The organism is Phormidesmis priestleyi ULC007, from assembly GCF_001895925.1.
Lineage (GTDB): Bacteria > Cyanobacteriota > Cyanobacteriia > Leptolyngbyales > Leptolyngbyaceae > Phormidesmis_A > Phormidesmis_A priestleyi_A.
In genome coordinates this window covers 233,138-255,628 of sequence record NZ_MPPI01000001.1, presented here as the reverse complement: position 1 = coordinate 255,628, position 22,491 = coordinate 233,138, and the positions used below count along the sequence as shown (strand labels likewise).

Sequence of the window (22,491 nt, the reverse complement as noted above, 5' to 3'; positions counted from 1 at the left end):
GCTTAGTGGGCAAAGGTCAAGTTAAACTACTGAGTAGCTCAATGCTTATTCTAGAGTGATACAAATACTTCTAGCTATAAAAAATAGCTGTAATCATGACTCTAAGCAAAACCTGCCTTACGTTTAAGAGAATTCAGTACCACTATTGTAATATTCGCCACACAATTACTGACGTTTCAACCACTACGGCTCAGTCTTCTAGTTTTAGCAGTTTGCGATAAAACGATTGAGAGAAATCAGCTAGACGAGAGCGCCTGAAGTTCATAATCACTTCGATCAAAAAATCGATGAATTCAAAATTTGCCATCAGCACTTCATAGCTCAGTTCAGCATTGCCGTCAAATTGGATGCGGCATCGGCAGAGATCGGCGGGCAGCGAAGAGACATTCCAGGTGGCGATGAAGGGAATGCTTTCACCTCCCTCGATTTTGCGTTGACCTTCTAGGGCACCTTTGTGATGCAGGCTGATGGCAAAGGGCAACATCTGTTTCTTGTTTGCCTGAGGATAGTAGGGGACATAGACCCCAACTTGCTGGGGAGGCGCGGGCTGTAGTTGCTCGATAGACATATGCTAAATTTACCTACTTCGTCAATCTGACCGGGCGTTTCTGGTGAATGAGAAAGGGTGGGAGGGCGCTTGCTAGTATGCCCCAAACTTTTCTCGGTCGCGCAATTGTTTATAGCACTCTATGGGGTTTGCTGCTAATTTCTGACGTTCGGGTCGGCTGTCTTCATGTAGTATTCAAATCGCGATCGCAGTTGCTCTGCGGTGAGTGATTGTGTCCAATATTCGGTGAGCGCGTGTCCAAATGCCCAAGCGTTGTGTTCTGGTGAGGCAGAATTTTCGATTAATAATCCCCAAATTGCCCCAAAGTCAAAACTGGGCGGATTGAGTTGGTCGGCGGTCAGCAGATTGAATAGGTCATAAGCGAGTTGCAGCTTACCAATTACGACCGGAAGCTGCTCAACTGGAATCTTCTCAGCGAGTAAAAGCGCCAGAGTGGGCGACCCGGTGGCTAACGTCGAGATGAAACTCAGCACGGGACTTTTGAGAAAAGCGGCTAGACCTTGGGTGGTTGCCATCTGAAAGGTGTAATGGTCGATAATTTTTGCCGCGCCGATCGTCCGGGCATCGAGATTTTTAAAGAAGCGAGCCAGACGAAGCTGCTTTGCAGGCGCGATCGAGTCCAAAATTGCCAGCGATAGCGCTTCTGTGCCCCAGGGTTGGCGGGTTTCACTGCCCGTCACAATCGGCAGCACTAGTGGACAGATTTGACCGAGAAGACTGGCTCGATATTGAGTGGCTTCTCGAATCGAGACTTCTTTAAGACGATCGCCGTGTTGCCAATCATAAGGCGGTTGCCATTCCCGAATCGGACGGAGCCGATCGACCTGAGTGACAATGGCGATCATCGGCAGATCTGAGATCTCAGACTGGAGGTCTTTGAGAAAATCTAAGTCCATCTGCAAGGCAGGATCGAGGGCAGGAGTCGCCAGCAAAACGAGATCGGCGTGGGCGGCATGATCAAGCACCTGATCGCGCAAGTCTTCTCGATCGATTTGCTCATAGCCAGGAGAATCCCACAGCGTCAATGTTTCTCCAGTGGCGGTTTGCCAGTGATAATCTTGAATGCGATCGGTGCTGGGCAGGGCATCGACTTCGGCTTGAGCTTCGATAAACAAGGTGTTGATCAGGCTACTTTTTCCGGCTCCGGTGCGACCCACTAAGAGCAAGTTAACGGGCGATTGTTCGACGGTTTGAGATGGATTCGCTTGTGAAATAATCTCTCGCAGGGTTTGCGTTTGAGCCTTGGGCAAGACTGGTTGGGCGAGCGGCATCTCCTCTAATCCAGGATTGGCACTGCCGCTGTAGAGCGCGATCGCTTGTCTGCCTAAATTTCTCAGAGTCGCTTCTCGCATCAGTTGGCTGAGATTAGACAATAGCTCTTGAGTGGCGCGGTTGCTGGTGCGCTGAGTGACCGTTTTAGCGATCGCCGCCGCCGGGTTGAGCAGCCACTGCGCCCAATTCCAGGCTTGCCAAATCTTACGGGCAGACGGTTCTAGCTTTTGATAAACCTCGTATGCCTGATAAGCTTGCCCGATCGTCACTTGATTTAATGCCGGAGTCAACCGCTGCATCCACTGATCGAGGTCGTCGATCGTGCCGCGCATCAGCTTATAAGCTTGGGGGATGTAGATGTTGAGCAGCGGCTGCTTAGTTTGAGGATAGTAGACCTGAGCGATGTCGCTGATCAAAGTCTGGCAGCGTTGCCAAAATACGTTCCAGTCTTCCCAGAGCGCGGGATCGGTGCGAGAGACTTGCAGGGTGTTTTGAAGCGCTGCTTCGGCTTGTTGAAACGACGTATTGGCAGGCTCAGTGGTGGGTGTTTCTGTCTGCAAGTCGGCAGAGAGTTCGGTGACAATGGCTTCGACTTGGGCGAGGGCGGGCTGAGTCCATTTCACCAAAAGCCAGCGCCAGCCCACAAGACTTAAGCCGACGATCGCCCAGATCCAGCTAATGCCCCAGGCGTGAATTTGAAACCCAGCGGCGATCAGCAGAAAACTAGCGACGAACGCGATCGGCAATCCTAAAACTGCCCACTGCCAAAGTTTGAGGCGCACCATAATAGTTGACCAATAAAATGGGTACAACGGAGAGACTTGCTCTATTTTGTACCTAATATCAGTGTGTAGGAAATCCAATCTGCGGCATTGCAGAATGAGGAAATGAAATGATTGTAGGGGTAGCGCCCCCGTGCCTACCCTTGACTCACGGAATAACGAAAGATGGAGAAATACGGGAGAATATGGAGAATATGGAGGGCAACCACGGGGGGATTGCCCCTACCTAAATCATTTGTCCATTTTAGGAATGTCGGGAATCTAATCTGATAGAGGATGATAGCGGCAGGAAGATCAGATACATTCGGAGTCTTGTTAGTCGCTACCGTTGTCTGAATGATTTCGTCACGATCGCGCCCAAATCATCCCCATTGGATCGGCATCGCTTTAGCCTTTTATGCCTTTATTTCGATCGGCATTGCTGAAGGCGGATTAGGAGTGTTGCTGCCTTCGATTCTGGAAACTTATCATCTGACCCCAGCAACGGTGACGGTTTTGTTTATCAGTCAAGTGACGGGATATGCGATCGGGTTTCTCGCAAGTGTCGGCAGTTTAGGTTCTGCGTCGATTCCAACAATCGTGGGGTGGGTTGCCGATCGAGCAGGGTTAGAAATCATTCCCGCTTTTTTGGTGCCGTTGGCGATCGTGATGATTGGGCTGCATCGCTGGTTAGTCCACCATTCGCCGTCTGAACAAGTGCTACCATAGCCGCCCATAGCATCCTAAATGAATTGTGGGATGGGCATCTTGCCCGTACAGGCTGGAAGCCTTTTCCACTCTGGCAATTGAAATAGGATTGCTATAGCTTGACAAACACGATTTGTCAAAAGTTCTGTCAAAACTGAGCATCGCTCGCAAGCTTATCGATTGGTTTGTTGCTCAAGAAACGTGATCAAAGTGGCGCGATCGGGCAGTGAAGATTGTGCCCCTGGTTTTGTGGTGGCGAGTGCCCCGGCTGCGGCTCCCCAAGTCATGGCTTCTCGAAGCGGTTTTCCTGCTGCAAGCGCGGCAGCGAGTCCTCCATTAAAAGCATCTCCGGCGGCTACGGTGTCGATCGCCGCTACCTGAAACGCCGGAAAAAAGAATGCTTCGTCGGGCGTGGCACAAAATCCGCCTTTTGCCCCTAATTTGATCACAACGGTTTTGACTCCGCGCTGCTGCAAAATGGTGGCTGCCTCGGCAACCAAAGCCGGACTCTCGATCGGAAACCCTACCAGTTGTTCGGCTTCTCCTTCATTTGGGGTCAAAATGTCGATTAGGGGATAGAGTTCGATCGGCAAGTCAGACCGTGCAGGAGCCGGATCGAGAATCACCCGGACTCCTGATTTTTTGGCAGCTTGAGCGGCGGCTTTGACGGCTGCGATCGGAATCTCTAACTGTAACAACAGTGAATCTGCTCCGGTTAAGTGAGATGACAATCTTTCGACATCAGACTCATTCACCCGTCCGTTTGCACTCGGAATCACAACGATCGTGTTTTCACCCTCATCATCGACTGCAATCAGGGCAACACCAGAGCTAACCGAATCATCCACTAAAATATCTTCTATTTGAATCTTTGCGGATTGTAGACTTTGCAAAAGTTCTTGTCCAAAGCGATCGTTTCCGACTCGCCCAATCATCACCGTTGGAATGTCTAGACGTGCGATCGCAACTGCCTGATTCGCTCCTTTTCCACCTGGAACGGTTGAGAAACTGTGACCTGTTAACGTTTCACCGGGTCTTGGTAGGCGAGGGGTTTTCGCGACCAAATCCATGTTGATGCTGCCGAAGACGACTACGTGAGGAAGAGACATAGGATTTTGAATTTGGATCTAAAATCAAGATTAGGTCATTCCATCCACAGATTTTCACGCTTCCTTATCCAAAATTCAATTATGCTGCTGGGCATTGATTTAGGAACAAGTTCGGTGAAGGCGGTGTTGCTGGGCAATGATGGCAAAATCATTGCTGAATCGTCGAGTCGCTATTTGGTGCAAACGCCTAAACCGGGATGGGCGGAGATCAATCCGTTAGATTGGTGGGCATCGGTGGCGATCGCCGTTAAGTCTGCGGTTCAAGATCACCGAAAACATGTTCGAGCGATCGGGCTATCGGGGCAGATGCACGGAGTCGTCTTGACCGATGCAAACGCCCAACCGCTCTACCCGGCAATTCTTTGGGCAGATACGCGATCGAGCGAAATGCTCTACGCCTATCACGCGATCGGGTCGGGTCTGCACTCTAAACTCGCCAACCCAATCACGACCGGAATGGCAGGAACGAGTTTGCTCTGGTTTCGCAAATATGAACGAGATATTTACACCAACGCTCGATGGGCACTTCAGCCGAAAGATTGGCTGCGATTTCGTCTGACGGGAGAAGTCGCCACAGACCCCTCCGACGCATCAGGCACACTGCTTTATAACGGGTGCGACCTCCATCCGATACATTGGAAAAAACCGATTACCTTTTGCTCCATAAGGGTTTTGAGTGCCTGTAAAATTGATCAATGAATAATCAAAAAGACTACTGTGAAATCGTTCAAAAACCTTATCAGCAGGAGGCTTGAGTCACTTTAGTATCAGGTAGAGGTCGCACCCTTTATAACGTCAGCAAAGACCGCTGGTCATCCACCATCATCGATGCGTTGAATCTGCGATCGGATTGGCTTCCTAAACTAATTCCGTCTAGCAGTATTGCGGGACATCTAACCCCCGAAGCCTCAGAACATCTAGACTTGCCTCCTGGTTTGCCTGTAGTCACTGGAGCCGCCGACACAGCCGCCGCTCTTCTCGGAAGTGGTGTTGTGAATCCGGGAGTAGTGCAACTGACGATCGGAACAGGTGCCCAAATCGTTAGCCTTCGCGATCAGCCGATCGCTGATCCTCGAAAACACACTCATTTGTATCGATCGGCGTTGCCTCAACAGTGGTATGCACTCGCCGCCATCCAAAATGCTGGCTTGGCATTGGAATGGGTGCGCGATATGTTGGGTCTGACGTGGCAGCAAGTCTATACTCAAGCGTTTGCCGTTCCTGCGGGGTGTGAAGGACTGACGTTTTTACCTTATTTGACCGGAGAGCGAACGCCGCATCTTGATCCTAATGCGCGAGGTGCCTGGGTTGGTTTGGGGCTGCACCACTCCCGATCGCACTTAATGCGGGCGGCGCTAGAAGGCGTTGCGTTTTCGCTGAAGCAAGGTTTAGAGGCAATGACGGCGATCAACATTTCGGTGCCAGCGCTCAATCTGACAGGCGGCGGTACGATCGATCCTGTATGGCAACAACTGATTGCAGATGTGCTGCAAGTGCCGCTTCATCCTCTAACTATGTCTGCGGCTTCTAGTCGAGGGGCGGCAATTTTAGCAGGGTTAGGAACGGAGATCTACCGCAGCCTTTCTACTGTTCCCAAGCTGGAGGCGGGTTACGATCGAGTCATTACTCCAAACACTGTCACCCCAGAGCTAGAAGCTGCTTGGCATCGTTACCAATCGCTCTATTCTCCCTTGCATGACTGGAGGCGCGCTCAATAATCGTTCCAGGGAAGCGATCGCCCTGCCTGTTCCATCCATTCATGCCTTAATTCAGTGTCATCTACAGTTAATTCGTTCTATTGACCTGTCTATTCGTTCTATTGACCCGTCTATTCAGTGTTTTGCACAGTCAATTCGTTCTATTGACTCGTCAATTCAGTATTTTGCACAGTCAATTCCTTCTATCGACTCGTCTATCGATAGTTGAATGTCCTCATCTCGGCTTCAGGTACTTTCAGCGGCTGCGGCTCTGATTTTTTGGATCGCTTCAAGTCTGGAGGTTTGAGCGATCAGAACGCATTCGGTTAAGACACTGATATCGAGACGCTTTAGGTGAGGTAACTCGCTGCGCTCGATTCGCTCATACTCATTTTCTCGCAAGTGATGTAGGCTAAATAATCCATCTTCCCAAAACCAAACTTCAGGCATTTCAAGCGCTCTATATCGATCTAATTTGTTGGGGCCGCCACTGGTGAAGATGACTTCGATCGACAAATCTGGCTTAGACTTCAAGTCTCCGATGCAATAAGATTCGTCTGCTTGTGCCGATACGATTCCCTTTCTCTCTTGAGTCATTGCGCCTGTAGGAGCGAACTCAACGCCGATTTCAGCAAAGAAAACACTAATGAGTAGCCCAATTACTCGGCTGAAAAATTCGTGGTCTTGCCCTAGCATAAGAATCTCGATCGTACCATCGTAGTAATATAGCCGCACCCCTGGAGAATCTTCAAACCCTTGTTCGATCAGCTTAAATTGTTCCCACGTCCGCCCGTGGTGAATGAGGTGCTGATCGGTTGAGTGGCGAACAAGCAGTTGCGTCATGGCAGGTTCAAACTCTGTGGTTGCATTATAGCTTTGACTGAAGGGCGAGAGCGTATGCTGGTTTGCGGCAGCTTTCCCACAAATCATCTATGTAAGCTGGCGATCGCTTCTAAAATGAAGAGTAGGATAATTTGCTAGTTTGGACAGAACGACAATCTTATGTCTTACCAAATCAACGTTGTGATTGAGAAAGATGCGAGTGGCTACTATGCTTACTGTCCGCAGCTTAAAGGTTGCCAAACGCAAGGAGACACTTTGGAAGAAGTGCAAGCCAATATCAAAGAAGCCGTCGAACTTTATCTAGAAACCCTTTCTGAAACTGAGGGGAGAGAGAAGCATTAAGTAGATGATGGAAGCGATCGATCTCGATGAGCAGGATGATACAGGACAGGCCTTGGAGTGAAGAAGGTAACGACGCATAGCGCATTTAGCGATCGCATCAATGAGTAAAAATTCAGGGCAATCTTAAGGCTTCGTGAATTCTATAGAGAAAGGTTAGAATTCAGTCTAGTCCTCGCCGTTAGATGTAGATTTTGCCATGACGATCGCCCCCAATGTTGAGCTTACCTTTACGTTTCAAGACCCGGATCTTAGCCCTGAAAAGCAGGAAAAACTGACGCAAACTCTCTGGCAACAGATGCGATCGCTAGAAGGCGTTAAGGTCGATCGCGTTGCCGACCCCAATCCACCCGAAGGAAACCGCGCTCTGGGTGCGTTTCTCTGGGGGTTGCTGCAAGCGGAAGTGAGTGTTGCCAGCCTCAAAAACTTATTTGGATTTGTGGGCGATCGATTGGGAAACAAACCGATCAAAATTAAAGCCAAGTTTGCCGATGGTCGAGAAATAGAGCTTGAAGTCAGCAGTCGCGAAGAACTGGCGGCGGCTGAAGAAACGATTAAGCGGCTCTCGCAGTCGATGTAACCCTATGGCAAAAGTTGCGCTGTTGATTGGGGTGAGTGAATATGAGCCGGGGTTAAACCCATTGCCTGCGGCGGCGAACGATGTCGAGGCAATGCGGCGGGTTTTGCAACATCCAGAGATTGGCGGATTCGATCGGGTGACACCGCTTCAAAATCCTGATTTGCTGACGATGCAAAATGAAATTTCGACCTTGTTCGACAATTGCCATGAAGATGATCTGCTGCTGCTCTATTTTTCTGGGCATGGCATCACGGATGAGTTTGGCAAGTTCTATTTCACCAATTGCAGCACCCGAAAAAATTCGCAAGGCAAGCTCAACAAAGGAACGGCTGTTCCGGCTAGTTTTGTGCATGATGTGATGGAAAACTGCACCTCTAATCGCCAGGTTGTGATTTTAGATTGTTGCAACAGTGGCGCGTTTGGCGAGGGCATGATTGCTAGAGATGCAGAAGGGGCGATCGACTTTAAGCAGCAGTTGGGCGGCGAAGGTCGGATTGTGCTTACGTCGTCTTCGGCGGTGGAATATTCGTTTGAGCGCAAGGGAGAAGAGTTAGCGGTCTATACTCGCTATTTGGTCGAAGGCATTGAAACTGGGGCGGCGGATCTCGATCGCGATGGCAAGGTTTCGGTCAATGAGTTGCACGATTGTGCCAAAGCTAGAGTGAGCAAAGCCGCTCCTTCGATGCGTCCTCAGCGATATATTCTGCAAGAGGGTGAGAAAATCTTTCTGGCAAATGCGCCGATTAGTGATCCAAAGTTGCTGTATCGATCGACGGTTGAGGAATTTAGCCAAGACGGAATCATTCGTCCTGCTGGGCGGCGTGTGTTGAATCGGCGATCGCAGTCTCTCAACCTCACGATCGCAGAAGCCGCCGCGATCGAGGCTGAAGTTTTAGAACCTTATCTCCAGCATCAGCGCAATTTGCAGGAATATGAAGAGGTTTTGCAAGAAGAGATTGCGATCGAGTCTCCGTTAAGCGATCGGACTCGTCAAGAACTCAAAGCCTTGCAAAAAGATCTCAATCTCACGGATGAAAATGTGGGCGCGATCGAGCAGCGCGTCCTTAAATCTCGCCCTGCTCCTCCACCAGTTGAGCCTTCTATTCCTCGTCCTGCTCCACCAACCCCGCGAACTGTCTCAACGTTCGAGTTTGATATTGTCACCTTAGAAGTGCAGCAGAAATCGGGCTTGTTTGGGCAGAAGAAATTGACAACTCAAACTCGTCCCGGTCGTGCTGAATATTTTACAGAAGACTTTCTCAAGCTAGATATGGTCTCGATTCCGGGCGGCTCATTTACGATGGGTTCGATGGAGTATGACGGTGAAAAGCCACCGCATAAGGTGACGATCGCACCCTTCTTCATGAGCAAGTATCCGATCACTCAGGCGCAGTGGAGCGTGATCGCAAGTCTCCCCAAAATCAATCTTGATCTCGATCCCGACCCGTCAAACTTCAAAGGAGCAAATCGACCTGTTGAACAAGTGTCTTGGGATGAGGTCGTTGAGTTTTGCGATCGCATCTCCCAAAAAACTGAGAAAACCTATCGTCTACCCAGCGAAGCCGAATGGGAATACGCTTGCCGCGCAGGAACGACAACGCCGTTTCATTTTGGGGAAACGATTACAACAGATTTGGTAAATTACGACGGCAACGAGACTTATGGCGATTCTCCCAAAGGAGTTTACCGAAAACAAACAACGGATGTAGGCAGCTTTCCGCCTAATGCGTTTGGGCTATATGATACGCACGGAAACGTTTGGGAGTGGTGTGCTGATCCTTGGCATGAGAATTATGACAATGCTCCTGCTGATGGTCGGGTTTGGGAACTGGATAGCGATCGCGAAAATACACTTCGTCTGCTGCGCGGCGGATCTTGGAGCAACAACCCTATCTTCTGCCGTTCTGCGTATCGCAACAGGACTAGGCGCGATGACCGCAACAACAACATCGGTTTTCGCGTCCTCCTCCCTGCTCCCAGGACTCCTTAAACCCTGCCCATGCAGGCAAATTGTACGGGCAATTCCCCTGTAGTTGCCCCTTAAACCATCGGGTAAACGAACCCCTCAGCGCTGGTTCTTTGAAGACATTCGTGTGAGGGAAATGGTTGGGCGATCGTACGTCAAAAATTGGAGGGAGGATGGTTGGGCGATCGTAGATTAGAGATATTCGTGGGTGCGATGGTGGCACGGGCAGGCGCGGGGGCACTGCCCCTACGATGGTGGTGACGTGTTGATGGGTTGATGGGCATTGGATTTCAATATTTTTTGCGGTGCGCGATCGCTGGTTGATTCACGATCGCAACTCTCGCAGAAAGCATCACAGTTTCTCATCACGCTCAACCTGCGCTAAACTCTTATCTACTGTGCAGATTCAATCTCAGACAGGAGTGAACCAGTTGGCAGACATTATTGCTGTGATCCGCAATCAGCAAGGTGCAGGGATGTCCTCCATTGATGGCGAACTCGTTTTGATCTTGCTGACTTCAGACAGAGCTTTTGTTGACCAGCAACCTGTAATGCTACGGTCTGCGATCGCGATCTTTGCAAATCTTGCTCCTGGTCATTACGCTGTCATTGCCCGTCACCCTTCGCTATCTCCAACAGAAGCTGTTCAAGATATTTTGTTAGGGAGCAACTTGATGATTGGTGTAAAATTTATCTATTCCGAAACAGAACGGCAATTGGTCAGGATTGAAGTACAGGAGGAAAGTTTAGATGTCTGAGCCACATCACTACGCTATTGATCCTGAGTCGCTTCAAGGATGCCGTCTCCGAGTTTTATTTCACACCAAAGAACTGCAACAAGAACAGGACCCGATCGTTCGCGCCAATATTGCCCAATATTTAGCCGATGCAGCCGCGACACTTGCTGAATTGGAAGCCGAAGAAGCGCGAAAAGTGGCTTGAGCATCTCAGCGATTATCTCTCCGTAAATTGGAGATCGCCCATCTGTTCGCGATCGCAAATGTTCAGAAAGCATCACAGTCTTTTCATCAAACTCAAACTGCGGCGCTATTTGCCTCTCCACACTTGGAAACTCAAGCTCTGGCTTCACCCTCCATCTCTGCCCTTCACCTGAGCAGGAGGAGCCGTTGCCTCGACTGCCGTAAACGACTCCAAGATTTTGTAGGTGTGAGACGCGCCTTGAGGCACTACCCAAGAGCTTCCTGGCTCTAGCAAAACCATCTGTCCTTCAATGTGCAATTCTGCTCGACCTTGGATCACATATCCCACAGTTTCATAGTCTCGTTGAGTGTTGGGCTTTGCCTCGCTGGGTTGCTCATTTTCCCAAAGCCGCATCGAAACTTGCTTGCCCGATGCTAAATATTTTTGACCCATATCACCGTGGGGCGAGGACTGGGCATCGACTTTTTTGACGCTTGTGTCAGCCATGAGATTCCTAGAGTTAATCTTGATCTAAAGGAATACTAGACCGTTAGGAGTAGGCTTTCGTCTAACTTTGGTAGACAATGCATTTCAAAAGATCCCTATCGAATGGCAGAGAGACTACAGGTTCCAATTCAGCGCGGCGGCAATCTGATGGGCAAGTTCTAGTGGCTCAAAGGGTTTGCCGATCGTCGCTTTAATCCCCAGTTGAGCATAGTGGTGCTGAGCAGAAGTCTGAATCTTAGCGGTTAGCAAAATGACTGGAATGGACTGAGTTGCAGCATTGTTGTGAAGTTGGGCAAAGGTGGTCAGTCCATCCATTTCAGGCATCATCACATCGAGCAAAATCGCGTCTGGTTGTTCGGCTATGGCTCTGATAATGCCTTCTTTTCCAGAACTTGCCGTGATCACCTCCCAGTTTGCAATCATCTCTAGACAGATTTTTGCAACTTCCTGAATAAAGGGTTCGTTGTCAATAATTAAAACGCGCTTCATTTAACATTTGCGCCTTCTAAATTTTCTGACACCAAATGATTGAGCAGTGGATCGCTGCCCTGCCACAACGGTAAAACAACCGTAAAGGTTGAGCCTTTTCCTTCACCGGGGCTTTCTGCGCGAATGGTGCCTTGGGTGAGTTCGACTAAGTGACGCACGATCTCCAACCCTAATCCTAAACCCCCAAACGATCGCGTTGTGCTGCTATCGGCTTGGCGAAACCGATCGAAGACTCTAGGCAAAAAGTCGGAGTCAATGCCAATTCCGTTATCAATGACCTGAAGCTGAAGGAATTCTTCATTCAGTTGTTTCTCTAGCTTCACCTCAACGGTGCCTTCGTTGGGCGTAAACTTGATGGCGTTGGTGAGCAGGTTGAGAATTACCTGCTGCAACCGCATCGGGTCGCCCCAAACTTTGCTGACCGATGGAGCGATCGAGGTAATTAACTGAATTGATTTTGCATCTGCTTGCGGTCGCACCGAGTCGATCGCAATCTCAACTACGTGAACAAGATTAACCGCACAGTAGTTAAGCTGAAGCTTGCCCCGAATCATTTTAGACACGTCTAGAATGTCTTCGACCAGTCGCGATTGGGCTTCGGCATTGCGTTCGATCGTGGCTAACGCACGGGCCACGCTAGTCTCATCCATCTTCTTCGATCGCAGCAGTCGCGCCCATCCCAACATTGAGTTAAGGGGCGTTCGCAACTCGTGGGATAGCACTGCGAGAAACTCGTCTTTCATGCGGCTGGCGGCTTCGGCTTCTTGTCGAGCGATCTGTTCGCGCAGCATTTCGGCACGGGTTTCTTCGGCTTGTTTGCGCTCAGTGATGTCTTCCATCGTGCCCACATAGCCTAAGAGTTCTCCTTGAGCCGACAGCATGGGGCTAGAGCGCACGTGCATCCAGCGTGGCGCGTGGTCGTCACTGGGGTCAAACCGCAGTTCTTCAGAGTAGTGACTGCCCTCGCACACATAGGTTTGCCACTGGGCGATCGCCCGTTCCTGGTCTTCGCTACAGACCGACGGAAACCAGCCTGCTGCTAAACTCTGAGCTTCAGTCAAACCGCAAATCGCCTGAAATCGCGGATTGGCATAGGTGCAGCGCCCCACCGAATCAACGACAAAGATGCCGACCGGAGAGCAAGCACTCAGTGATCGAAATCGTTCTTCGCTTTGGCGCAGTTCCCCATTCATGGCCACAAGTTGGGCGGCTTGTCGCTGCACCGCTTCGGTTTTCTTAAACAGATCAACGAATACGGTGACTTTAGAAATTAGAATGCTAGAGTCAATGGGTTTGAACAAATAATCAACTGCCCCCAGCGCATAGCCTTTAAACATAAGCTGATCGCTGGCACTAAAAGCAGTGAGAAAGATAATCGGAACGTGGCGCGATCGCGAACGACTACGAATTAATGTAGCGGTTTCAAAGCCATCCATGCCTGGCATTTGCACATCCATCAAAATGACAGCAAAGTCTTGATTCAGCAGATGTCGTAATGCTTCTTGCCCAGAGTTGGCTCTCACCAAATTCCCCAGATCACCGAGAACCGCCTCTAGTGCTAGCAAGTTTTTTGGCTGATCGTCTACCAGCAGAATGTTTACTTTCATATCGGGCTGCATAGGCTTTTCTGAGTAGAAGAGAATATGAATTGACTGCAAGGGAAACTGTGCCGAGGTTGTCTCACTAGTTCAACCTCCGGTAAAGCTTTTCACCCATCGCAATCTCTTCATACTGCTTTTCGTAGGCAGTGAATTTAAGAGACTCTTGTCGCCCTAAACCAAGAATGCCAAACGGACACAGACTGCTATGAAACAGACTGCAAACTTGATCTTGGAGGAGGTGATTAAAATAAATCAACACGTTGCGACAAATAATCACGTTAAATTCATTAAACGATGAATCGGTCGCAAGATTGTGCTGCGAGAAAACAATATTTTCTCTCAACGATGAACGAAATATGGCGCTGTCATACGCAGCCGTATAGTATTCTGAGAAACTACTTTTGCCACCTGCTTTCAAATAAAATTGCGTATATTCTTGCATTAATTCTAGTGAGAAGATGCCCTGCTTTGCTTTTTGTAAAACAATCTCGTTCGTGTCAGTTGCGTAGATGCGACAGCGATGATAAAGCCCTTCTTCTTGAAGCACGATCGCCATTGAATAAACCTCCTGCCCACTCGAGCAACCCGCGTGCCAAATGCGAATGAAGGGATAGGTTCGCAGCAGGGGCACCACCAATGTTCTAAAGGCGAGAAAAAAGCTGGGATCTCGAAACATGGCTGTCACGTTGACCGTGAGGCTGAGCAAGAACCGCTTCAGACAAGCCCGATCGTGCAAGATTTGTGCCTGCAATGCCGAAACAGTTGCGATCCCCTCTACGTTAAGAAAACGACGAATGCGTCTCTTAAGCGAGTCGGCAGCATAGTTGCGAAAATCGTGACCATAGTAACGATAAATGCCATCTAAAAGCAACTGAATTTCGATGTCCTCTAAGTTAGGGGTGGATGAGATGGTGTCCATCAGCGAATAGTCTACTCAGCAAAGGGCATAGAGTTGCTCACTCTTAGGGCAGATTATTTCTAGCAAAGCTCTAGGGACTGGTTTAACACTTTTGAAAGCCCCTCTCCTGCGGGAGAGGCAAGGTGGTTTCATTGTCGCTAGAGCACTTAATAAAATCTTCGGCTTCTACATAGGCCCCGTGAATTTACGTGTTTACTGAATGATAGTTTTCTACTTTTGACTTAAACTACCCGGATATTTGCTGAGTCGTTTGTATGAAGAAAGCAAAGGACTCCGTATCCGTAACGAAGATTTATGGTAACTCGTGTTCGGTCACAACTCAGTTTGATTGGTCAATCTACGCTAGTGCTGCTGGTGGCAACTGCTTGCTTTTCTCCCGCGATCGTCCAGGCTCGTGTGCAGCCAAACCCGGCTCCTGCCAGTGTGCCCACGCCGTCTGAAGACGACGGCTATCTTTTAGATGGGGGCGATCGCATTCGCGTCGATTTCTTTAGTGTGCCAGAGTTTACGGGTGATTACCAGGTGTTACCCAATGGCACGGTCAACTTTCCGCAAGTGGGAGCCGTCTCATTGCAGGGTCGAACGCTCAAGCAAGCGGCAACGGTCATTTCGAGGCGATTTGATGCCATCTTGACGCGCCCGATGGTAACGGTTAGCTTGACGACAGCGCGCCCTGTGACGGTGGCGATCGCGGGTGAAGTGAATCGTCCGGGTTCTTACCCAGTGCCAGCCGCCGCGGGAGGCAGCCCTCGTTTAACGCAAGTTTTGCAGTTGGCTGAAGGGGTGACTCAGGCAGCCGATATCGATCGCGTGCAGATTCGTCGCCCTCGCCCTTTTAATCAAGGTGCAGACGAAATCATTACCGTCAGCTTAGGGCAACTGTTGCAAACCGGAGATGTGCGGCAAGATTTGCGGTTGCGCGATGGCGACAGCATTCTGATTCCTACAAGTTCTCAAGTTGATTTAAACGGCATGAGACGATTAGCGGCGGCTAATTTTGCCACCAGCACCACTCGCCCGATCAAAATTGCTGTGGTGGGAGAGGTCAATCGTCCGGGCCCTTATACGCTCACTCAGGCGGGTGGTAACGGCAGCGGTGACACGAATACGCCAACGCTGCAAGCAAACAGTGTGACTCGCGCGATTCAAACGGCAGGCGGCATTACTCAGACTGCTGATGTTCGCAAGATTCAGGTGCGACGAATGACGCAATCGGGCGACATTCAAACCATTAACGTCGATTTTTGGAAGCTGTTGGCATCGGGCGATCTGCGTCAAGATGTGCCGCTTCAAGAAGGCGACACGATCGAGATCCCAACCGCGACGACACTCAACGATCAAGAAGCAACTCGAATTGCCTCTGCCAGTTTTTCAACCAACAAAATCAACATCAATGTGGTGGGAGAAGTGGGACGACCTGGAACTCTGGCGATCGATCCCAACACGCCACTTAATCAAGGACTATTAGCGGCAGGGGGATTTAACGATCGAGCACGAAAAGGGTCGGTCACTTTGATTCGTCTCAACCCCAACGGAACGGTGACAAAACGAGATATTTCTGTCGATTTTGCTCAAGGGCTTAACGAGAAGGGCAATCCAGCCCTCCGAAATAATGACACGCTGGTAGTCCGAAAGTCAGCTTTGGCGGGCGTTTCATCCACGATCCAATCGATCCTATCTCCGTTTAGTGGATTGTTGGGTGTGTTTAGACTTTTCGGTTTATAGAATGCAGTTTCTAACGGATTGACGAACTGATGCAAAACAGCGATCGTAGACAAAACACAAGTTAACTAGAAAAGAATGCTTGTAATGACGAAACGCGAAGTTGAACAAGCTAATGATTAAGTAATCTATCAACTATAGATTACTGATAGAAAATCTCTGACCTACAAAGAGATTGATTCAGGGTGCGAAAAATTTGCAGATTTTCAAATTTTTCAGAACAATTCTGATGGTAATTATAAGGCTGCAAAAATATTGAAAGTGTAAAAACTTGATGAATTGATACACGCACTCAAAATATGCAGCCATAATTCTTAAATAATCAGAACAACTACCAGATTACGTATTGAAGTAGAAGTCAAGGGTGTCATTTTTTTTAACAACTTATTGACGAACCACCTACAATCTAGCTTCGCTGGTTTCTGGTAATGAAAATTGCACTAGTCCACGATTATTTAACGCAAAAAGGTGGAGCAGAGAGGGTTTTTGAATTGCTCTGCCAACGCTATCCTCAAGCAGATATTTATACCTCTCTCTACGATCCTGATAGAAGTATTGATTTGGGCGATCGCCAAGTTCAGACGACCTGGCTGCAAAATATTCCCAACGCTGCCGAGCATTTCAGACTGTTGGCTCCCTTATACTACCCGGCATTTCGATCGCTCGATTTGCAAGACTACGATCTGATTATTAGCAGCACCACCAGTTTTGCAAAAGCAGTCCGCAAACGCCCTGACGCTCACCATATTTGCTTTTGCAATAACATCACTCGATTTTTGTGGGATACCCAAACTTACCTGCGCGAATATGGCAGCTTCCGCCGCTTTTCTCCAGCGTTAGAACACATCTTTCGAGCCATGCGAACGACCGATTTGAAATACGCTCAAGAACCCGATCTTTATATCGGTAACTCTAGTGTGGTGGCAGATCGAATTCGGCGCATTTACCGTAAACCTGCGATCGTGATTAACTGCCCGATCGAAACGAGCAAATTTACTCCGTCAGACGTGAAAGAAGATTTCTATCTTGTCTCGTCACGACTGTTGAGCTACAAGCGAATTGACCTGGTGGTCGAAGCCTTTAACTGGCTTGGCTGGCGCTTGGTGATTATGGGAGACGGCCCAGAGCGCGAACGGCTTCAATCACAGGCTCGCAGCAATATTGAATTTTTAGGCTATGTGCCTGATGTAGAGCGAACTCGGCTGATGTCTAAAGCCAGTGCCGTCATTGTTGCCGCGCTTGAAGATTTTGGACTGGTGCCCGTCGAGGCGAATGCCAGTGGCACTCCAGTGGTCGCTTATGGGGCAGGCGGAGTTTTAGATACTCAAATCCCCGGTAAGACAGGCATTTTGTTTAAACGCCAAACACCCGAATCATTGCAGCGAGGATTGGTGCGATCGCGCAATCAAGAATGGGATTACAAAGCGATTCGAGAACACGCGATCGATCACTTTTCAGAAGACACGTTCTTCCAAAAACTCGAAGCCGTGATCGACCAGGTTTGCCAATCGCCGCGATCGACCCCTCATCTACATCAAGAATCTGACCTGGATAGAGAATCTTTCCCGATCTCCTCCATTCTCCGCGAAACGGTTCTATAAGAAGTCTGCACATTCGACATTTGCCATTTACCAACTTGAGTACAACCCTATGACAGCCGCTCAACCAAAACTGAATCTGTCTGCCGCCACCGATCCCGGATATGGACAATTATTCGCCATTCTCAAGCGTCATTATCTTTGGGTATTGGCTGCTGGTACGGTATCGGTGGCGATCGCCTTTGCCTACACCCTCAAACAAGAATCGACTTACATCAGCGGCATGCAGTTTCTGGTTGAGCCAAACTATCAGGGAAAGAATAGCGGAGCAGACCCCTTTACGGATGCCACGGTAGAAGTCGATTACGCCACGCAGATTTCGTTAATGCAAAGCTCTAATCTGCTGAAGAAAGCGATGACATTACTCCAAACAGAATATCCAGAGCTTGATCCAGACAATCCTGGAAGTGTCGGTGGATTTAGAGGCGCGCTGACGATCGTGCAAGTAGGAACCAAAAAAGTAGACACTAAAATTTTTAGCATCACCTACACCAGCAACGATCCGATTAAGACGCAGAAAGTTCTGCAAGCGGTGCAAAAGGTCTATCAAGATTACAATCTCCAGCAGCAGCAAGATCGGCTGACGCGAGGGCTGGCTTTTGTCGATAAGCAACTTCCGCAGGTTGAAGGCAAAGTCAAAGATGCTGAGGCAGCCCTAGAGCAGTTTCGGCGCGACCAATCGCTGATCGAGCCTTCTGCCGAGGCAGCCGCCCAAACAGAGATGCTCAACCGATTGCAGGCTGACAAACAAGCGACTTTGGTGCAAATTCGAGAGTTGCAGACGCGCTACGGTGATTTGCAGCAGAAGGTCAATCTCTCGCCTCAGCAAGCGGTGCTAACGGCGCGTCTCAATCAGTCAGGTCGCTATCAAGCGGTACTCAATGAAATTCAGAAAACAGAGTTGGCGATTCAGCAGCAGCGAGTTCGATTTAAAGAAAACACGCTCAACATGCAGCCATTGCTTGATCAGCGTCAGCGACAATTAAAGCAACTCCAGCTTGAAGCCAGTCGTCTTTTGGGCAGCAGTTCTCCCGGCTCTGGGGAAAGTCTTTTATCAACCGGACAACTGGGCGGGTTTGACCAAACGCTGATCGGTCAATTTGTCGAGACACAAGGCAGTTTAAGCACGGCTCAAGCGCGATATCTCAGTTTGTTGAGCAGTGAGCAGAAGGTGCGTGCAGAACTGCAACGCTTTCCTCAACTGCTGGCCCAATATGAACGGTTAAAGCCAGACATTGAACTGAATCGAGACACCCTCAAACAGTTGCTCAAAGCTCAACAAGACCTAGGGTTAGAGATTGCGCGAGGCGGCTTTGCCTGGCAGGTGGTCGAACAAGCCCAAATTGGTGCTAAAACCGGCCCTAATCTTCAGAAAAATTTGATGCTGGGTCTGGTTGTTGGCATTCTTTTAGGCGGTGTGGCGGCGGTGTCGCGAGAAGTGCTCGACGATTCTGTTCACAGTTCTGACGAGTTAAAACAGCAAACCGCTGTGCCATTGCTAGGCACGATTCCTGAACTCTCGCTGGGGGCCATGAGCGGAAAACCATCCCTGCGGCTTTCGGGGCAAACTCAAGCGCTACTGCCGCCGATCACACAACTCACCAAATGGAGGCCGTTTCGCGAGTCGCTCGATCTGCTCTACCAAAACCTGCAACTGATTAACGCAACGGCTGAACTGCACTCGATCGTCGTCACCTCTACGTTGGCAGGAGAAGGCAAATCTACGCTATCCGTCGGGTTAGCCATTAGCGCAGCGCGACTGCATCAACGAGTGTTGTTAATTGATGCCGATCTCCGGCGACCCAATTTGCACAAGTTGCTTAATCTACCCAACGAACAGGGGTTGTCTACGCTTTTGGTCAGCCAGAGTCCGATTCCTCAACAGATTGAAACTCAGGACGCTAACCTGCGGGGGAACATCTCGGTGCTGACAGCAGGGCCGACCCCGGCTGACCCTGCCAAACTTTTGAGTTCTCAGCGGATGAAAGAAATTATTGCCACCTTTGAGCAGACCTATGACCTGGTGATTGTCGATGCCCCACCCGCGCTGGGAATGGTAGACGCTGTGTTGACGGCATCTTGCTGTAGTGGCGTTTTGCTGGTGGGGCGCATCAATCAAGTGACTCGACCGAAACTGACTCAATCGATCGAGATGCTCAACCAGCTCAATTTAATCGGGGTCGTTGCCAACGGTGTGAGTAGCCCAACAGTTCGTGAGACTTACTACTCTGCTCAAGACTAACGGTTGACTTGGTTAACCCGCTCTGAAGTTCAGTCTTCTGCCCCTTACACAACAAAATTGTCCTATGCTCTCTAGCCCTCTTGTTTCCTCAGATTGCGCCTTCACTAGCTCCGTTCTAAGTGAACCTAAATATGCTCTGAACTGGCGGCTCCAGAAGTTAATTGTTCGCGCAGCGAGTTCGCATCCTCACGTTTCACTGCCCCATCTGAATGCAGTTCCGTGGTTAGTGGATTGTCTACGTCTGTCGCCGATTCAGCTAGTGAAGTTGGATTTGGCGATCGGCGAAGAAGCGCTACAGCGTTGGGCAGCAGCCTGTCAGCAAGCGGGGAAACCTGCGTTTGTTCGCACCCCCACTAAACGCGGATTTCTGCAAGCACAACGTCCTGTGCGGTGGGGTCTGAAGCGAGTCTCCGATCGCATCATTGCCGCTATCTTGCTGCTGATTCTCAGTCCGCTCCTTCTGGTGTTGGCACTGCTGATTCGGCGCGATCGCGGTTCAATCTTCTTCCGGCAGTGGCGAGTGGGTGAGCGAGGTCGGATGTTTCAAATCATCAAGTTCCGCACAATGGTGGAGGGTGCAGACCAGATGCACCACCAAGTCATGAATCACCAAGCCGGGTTACACAAACTCGAAAATGATCCGCGTGTCACCAGTGTAGGGCGTTGGTTACGCCGCTATAGCTTAGACGAGCTACCGCAGTTGATTAACGTGCTGCGGGGTGAAATGAGTCTGGTGGGCCCGCGTCCTTGGGCGCTCTATGATGTGGTGAGAATCAGCCCAGACTTACATCAGCGTTTGAATGCGTTACCGGGAATGACGGGCGCGTGGCAGGTGCAGGCTCGATCGACCCAGCTTGATATCAGCATCGTCAATCGGACTGACCTTCAGTATTTAGAAAGCTGGTCATTGCGGCGCGACTTTAAATTCTTGCTGTTGACAATTCCCAAAGTTATTTCAGGGTTTGGAGCGTACTAATGCAACCTAATATACAGTCGGCTCGAAGAGAAATTGTGATTGCCGCTGGTCAGATTGAAAAGCAGTATTGGCGAGACTTGTGGAAGTATCGTGAGTTGCTCTACTTTCTGTCTTGGCGAGACATTTTGGTGCGCTATAAGCAAACTGCGATCGGACTCGCCTGGGCGCTAATTCGTCCGTTTCTGACAATGGTGGTGTTTACGATCGTGTTTGGCAATATTGCTAAGTTGCCGTCTAATGGCGTTCCCTACCCGATTCTGATCTTTTCTGCATTGTTGCCCTGGCAGTTTTTTTCGAGTGCAATGGGCGAGTGTAGCAACAGCTTGGTGGGTAACTCCAATTTGATTTCAAAAGTTTACTTCCCTCGTTTAATCGTGCCGCTCAGCGCCGTGGCCGTCAGCTTTGTAGATTTTATGATCTCTGGCATGATCTTGCTGGGGCTAATGGCGTGGTATAACTTTGTTCCCAGTTGGAGAATCTTATCGCTTCCGCTGTTTGTGTTGATTGCATCGGCAGCCGCAATCGGAATTGGGCTATGGTTTGCAGCATTAACGGTGAAGTATCGAGACTTTCGCTATATCGTGCCATTTGTGATGCAGTTTGGATTGTATATCTCGCCCGTTGGGTTTAGCAGTAGTGTTGTGCCAGCGCAGTGGCGGTTGCTTTACTCGCTCAACCCGATGGTGGGGGTGATTGATGGGTTTCGCTGGGCAATTTTGGGAAAAGAAGCTGACATTTATCTACCTGGATTTGCTTTGTCGATCGGGCTGGTCATTCTAGTTCTGATCAGCGGCATTTGGTATTTTCGGAAAGTAGAACGGACGTTTGCAGATGTGATTTAGCGATCGTCACCAGGCGTTACCCATCGCATACGAAGTTGAAAACCTGAAGGATGGCAATAGACTAGTTGTGTAAACCAGATCGTCGTAGGTCGTCAAGGCTAAAAGTGATGAAACATCTATCAGCAGAACTTCTCAAAGCAATTGTTGAGCGGTTGGTGCAGGGTTTGCAGCCAGAAAAGGTAATTCTGTTTGGCTCTCATGCCTATGGGGAACCCAATGATGACAGTGACATTGACATTTTAGTGATTGTCCCTGACTCTGATGAACCCCGTCATCAGCGGGCAAGTCAAGCTTATAGTTCTCTGTGGGGATTGACCGCTCCAACGGAGATTTTAGTGTTAACGCGCCGAGAGGTAGAGAAATCAGCTACGGTGGCGACATCGCTGGTCTCTCAAGCACTTGAGAGGGGTAGAGTGCTTTATGAATGAGGCAAAGCGGGATGAGATTCGCCAGTGGTTGATCAAAAGCCAACGAGACTTGGGGGCGGCTCGGCTATTGCTCAAGAGTGAGGAATCCTATCTTGATATATCGGTTTACCACTGTCAACAGGCATCCGAGAAAGCAATCAAGGGTTACTTAACTTACCAGGACGTACTTTTTCAGAAAACTCACAATTTGGTAGCTCTACTGGCACTCTGTATTCCTTTAGAGCCTGGTTTTGGTGAGTGGAGAGCAATGGCAATTAAACTAACGCCTTACGCAACAGAGTTCCGCTACCCAGGAGAGGCTGTAGCTCCAGGACAATCTGAAGCAGATCAAGCCTTTGAAATGGCAGTGGCATTTGTGAAGTTTGTGATTCAAGTTTTGCCGCCTGACTTGGGCTTATAGCAA

23 protein-coding genes are annotated in these 22,491 nt (G+C 49.5%); 15 read left to right on the top strand and 8 right to left on the bottom strand.

The features are described 5' to 3' along the window. Positions 1 to 190: 190 nt before the first annotated feature. Positions 191 to 568 carry a type IV pilus biogenesis protein EbsA gene (gene ebsA / locus BRW63_RS01145; protein WP_073069070.1) on the bottom strand — a complete coding sequence of 126 codons (378 nt, stop codon included), beginning with the start codon at positions 566 to 568 and terminating at the stop codon, positions 191 to 193. A 134-nt stretch (positions 569 to 702) separates the two neighbouring features. Beyond that, positions 703 to 1,839 (bottom strand): GTPase family protein, encoded by a 1,137-nt coding sequence (locus BRW63_RS29840; RefSeq protein WP_397428383.1) that lies wholly within the window; start codon positions 1,837 to 1,839, stop codon positions 703 to 705. A 1,119-nt stretch (positions 1,840 to 2,958) separates the two neighbouring features. Here BRW63_RS29840 and BRW63_RS28690 point away from each other — a divergent pair. Continuing rightward, positions 2,959 to 3,330: a hypothetical protein gene (locus BRW63_RS28690; protein ID WP_073069068.1), complete on the top strand. Its 372-nt coding sequence runs from the start codon at positions 2,959 to 2,961 to the stop codon at positions 3,328 to 3,330. A 152-nt stretch (positions 3,331 to 3,482) separates the two neighbouring features. On the opposite strand, the gene rbsK is transcribed toward BRW63_RS28690, so the two are convergent. After that, the gene (gene rbsK, locus BRW63_RS01130; protein ID WP_073069067.1) at positions 3,483 to 4,418 is read right to left on the bottom strand and encodes a ribokinase; all 936 of its coding nucleotides are present in this window, start codon (positions 4,416 to 4,418) and stop codon (positions 3,483 to 3,485) included. 81 nt (positions 4,419 to 4,499) lie between these two features. Between rbsK and BRW63_RS01125 the strand changes: the two genes are divergently transcribed. Continuing rightward, entirely contained in the window at positions 4,500 to 5,117 is a 618-nt protein-coding gene (locus tag BRW63_RS01125; RefSeq protein ID WP_073069066.1) for an FGGY family carbohydrate kinase, read from the top strand. A gap of 122 nt (positions 5,118 to 5,239) precedes the next feature. After that, positions 5,240 to 6,136: an FGGY-family carbohydrate kinase gene (locus tag BRW63_RS01120; RefSeq protein ID WP_083582602.1), complete on the top strand. Its 897-nt coding sequence runs from the start codon at positions 5,240 to 5,242 to the stop codon at positions 6,134 to 6,136. A 225-nt stretch (positions 6,137 to 6,361) separates the two neighbouring features. Here BRW63_RS01120 and BRW63_RS01115 read toward each other — a convergent pair whose 3' ends face one another. Beyond that, a complete protein-coding gene (locus BRW63_RS01115) occupies positions 6,362 to 6,958 on the bottom strand; it encodes a Uma2 family endonuclease (protein ID WP_073069282.1) in 597 nt (198 codons plus the stop codon). A gap of 159 nt (positions 6,959 to 7,117) precedes the next feature. On the opposite strand from BRW63_RS01115, the gene BRW63_RS01110 reads away from it, so the two are divergent. The 5 genes from BRW63_RS01110 to BRW63_RS01090 all read left to right on the top strand — a co-directional run bounded on the left by BRW63_RS01110 (position 7,118) and on the right by BRW63_RS01090 (position 10,785). Then, a complete protein-coding gene (locus BRW63_RS01110; protein ID WP_073069064.1) occupies positions 7,118 to 7,300 on the top strand; it encodes a type II toxin-antitoxin system HicB family antitoxin in 183 nt (60 codons plus the stop codon). 196 nt (positions 7,301 to 7,496) lie between these two features. Further along, positions 7,497 to 7,877, top strand: a complete 381-nt coding sequence (locus BRW63_RS01105; RefSeq protein ID WP_073069063.1) for a hypothetical protein — start codon at positions 7,497 to 7,499, stop codon at positions 7,875 to 7,877. Between the two features lie 4 nt (positions 7,878 to 7,881). Then, entirely contained in the window at positions 7,882 to 9,867 is a 1,986-nt protein-coding gene (locus BRW63_RS01100; RefSeq protein WP_073069062.1) for a caspase, EACC1-associated type, read from the top strand. A 281-nt stretch (positions 9,868 to 10,148) separates the two neighbouring features. Further along, positions 10,149 to 10,601, top strand: a complete 453-nt coding sequence (locus tag BRW63_RS01095; protein ID WP_073069061.1) for a hypothetical protein — start codon at positions 10,149 to 10,151, stop codon at positions 10,599 to 10,601. Then, positions 10,594 to 10,785 (top strand): hypothetical protein, encoded by a 192-nt coding sequence (locus BRW63_RS01090; protein ID WP_073069060.1) that lies wholly within the window; start codon positions 10,594 to 10,596, stop codon positions 10,783 to 10,785. The genes BRW63_RS01095 and BRW63_RS01090 overlap by 8 nt, the downstream gene beginning before the upstream one ends. 144 nt (positions 10,786 to 10,929) lie before the next feature. On the opposite strand, the gene BRW63_RS01085 is transcribed toward BRW63_RS01090, so the two are convergent. The 4 genes from BRW63_RS01085 to BRW63_RS01070 form a co-directional block, all read right to left on the bottom strand. Next, positions 10,930 to 11,271, bottom strand: a complete 342-nt coding sequence (locus BRW63_RS01085; protein ID WP_073069059.1) for a cupin domain-containing protein — start codon at positions 11,269 to 11,271, stop codon at positions 10,930 to 10,932. A 114-nt stretch (positions 11,272 to 11,385) separates the two neighbouring features. Then, the gene (locus BRW63_RS01080; RefSeq protein ID WP_073069058.1) at positions 11,386 to 11,760 is read right to left on the bottom strand and encodes a response regulator; all 375 of its coding nucleotides are present in this window, start codon (positions 11,758 to 11,760) and stop codon (positions 11,386 to 11,388) included. Further along, positions 11,757 to 13,367 carry a hybrid sensor histidine kinase/response regulator gene (locus BRW63_RS01075; protein ID WP_223257256.1) on the bottom strand — a complete coding sequence of 537 codons (1,611 nt, stop codon included), beginning with the start codon at positions 13,365 to 13,367 and terminating at the stop codon, positions 11,757 to 11,759. The genes BRW63_RS01080 and BRW63_RS01075 overlap by 4 nt, the downstream gene beginning before the upstream one ends. A 76-nt stretch (positions 13,368 to 13,443) precedes the next feature. Further along, positions 13,444 to 14,280, bottom strand: coding sequence for a CheR family methyltransferase (locus BRW63_RS01070; RefSeq protein ID WP_073069056.1), 837 nt, complete (start codon positions 14,278 to 14,280; stop codon positions 13,444 to 13,446). A 294-nt stretch (positions 14,281 to 14,574) separates the two neighbouring features. On the opposite strand from BRW63_RS01070, the gene BRW63_RS01065 reads away from it, so the two are divergent. From BRW63_RS01065 to BRW63_RS01035, 7 genes are all read left to right on the top strand, one after another. After that, complete coding sequence (locus BRW63_RS01065) at positions 14,575 to 16,005, top strand: SLBB domain-containing protein (protein WP_073069055.1); 1,431 nt, start codon at positions 14,575 to 14,577, stop codon at positions 16,003 to 16,005. 425 nt (positions 16,006 to 16,430) lie between these two features. After that, entirely contained in the window at positions 16,431 to 17,603 is a 1,173-nt protein-coding gene (locus BRW63_RS01060) for a glycosyltransferase (RefSeq protein WP_083582601.1), read from the top strand. 49 nt (positions 17,604 to 17,652) lie between these two features. Next, positions 17,653 to 19,842 (top strand): GumC family protein, encoded by a 2,190-nt coding sequence (locus BRW63_RS01055; RefSeq protein WP_073069054.1) that lies wholly within the window; start codon positions 17,653 to 17,655, stop codon positions 19,840 to 19,842. 64 nt (positions 19,843 to 19,906) lie between these two features. Then, complete coding sequence (gene hepC / locus BRW63_RS01050) at positions 19,907 to 20,818, top strand: heterocyst development glycosyltransferase HepC (RefSeq protein WP_073069053.1); 912 nt, start codon at positions 19,907 to 19,909, stop codon at positions 20,816 to 20,818. Next, on the top strand, positions 20,818 to 21,660 hold the full coding sequence (locus BRW63_RS01045) for an ABC transporter permease (protein WP_073069052.1): 843 nt from the start codon (positions 20,818 to 20,820) through the stop codon (positions 21,658 to 21,660). The genes hepC and BRW63_RS01045 overlap by 1 nt, the downstream gene beginning before the upstream one ends. A 107-nt stretch (positions 21,661 to 21,767) precedes the next feature. Beyond that, positions 21,768 to 22,088 (top strand): nucleotidyltransferase domain-containing protein, encoded by a 321-nt coding sequence (locus tag BRW63_RS01040; RefSeq protein WP_073069051.1) that lies wholly within the window; start codon positions 21,768 to 21,770, stop codon positions 22,086 to 22,088. After that, a complete protein-coding gene (locus tag BRW63_RS01035) occupies positions 22,081 to 22,488 on the top strand; it encodes a HEPN domain-containing protein (RefSeq protein ID WP_073069050.1) in 408 nt (135 codons plus the stop codon). Before BRW63_RS01040 ends, BRW63_RS01035 begins: the two co-directional genes overlap by 8 nt. Positions 22,489 to 22,491 lie beyond the last annotated feature (3 nt).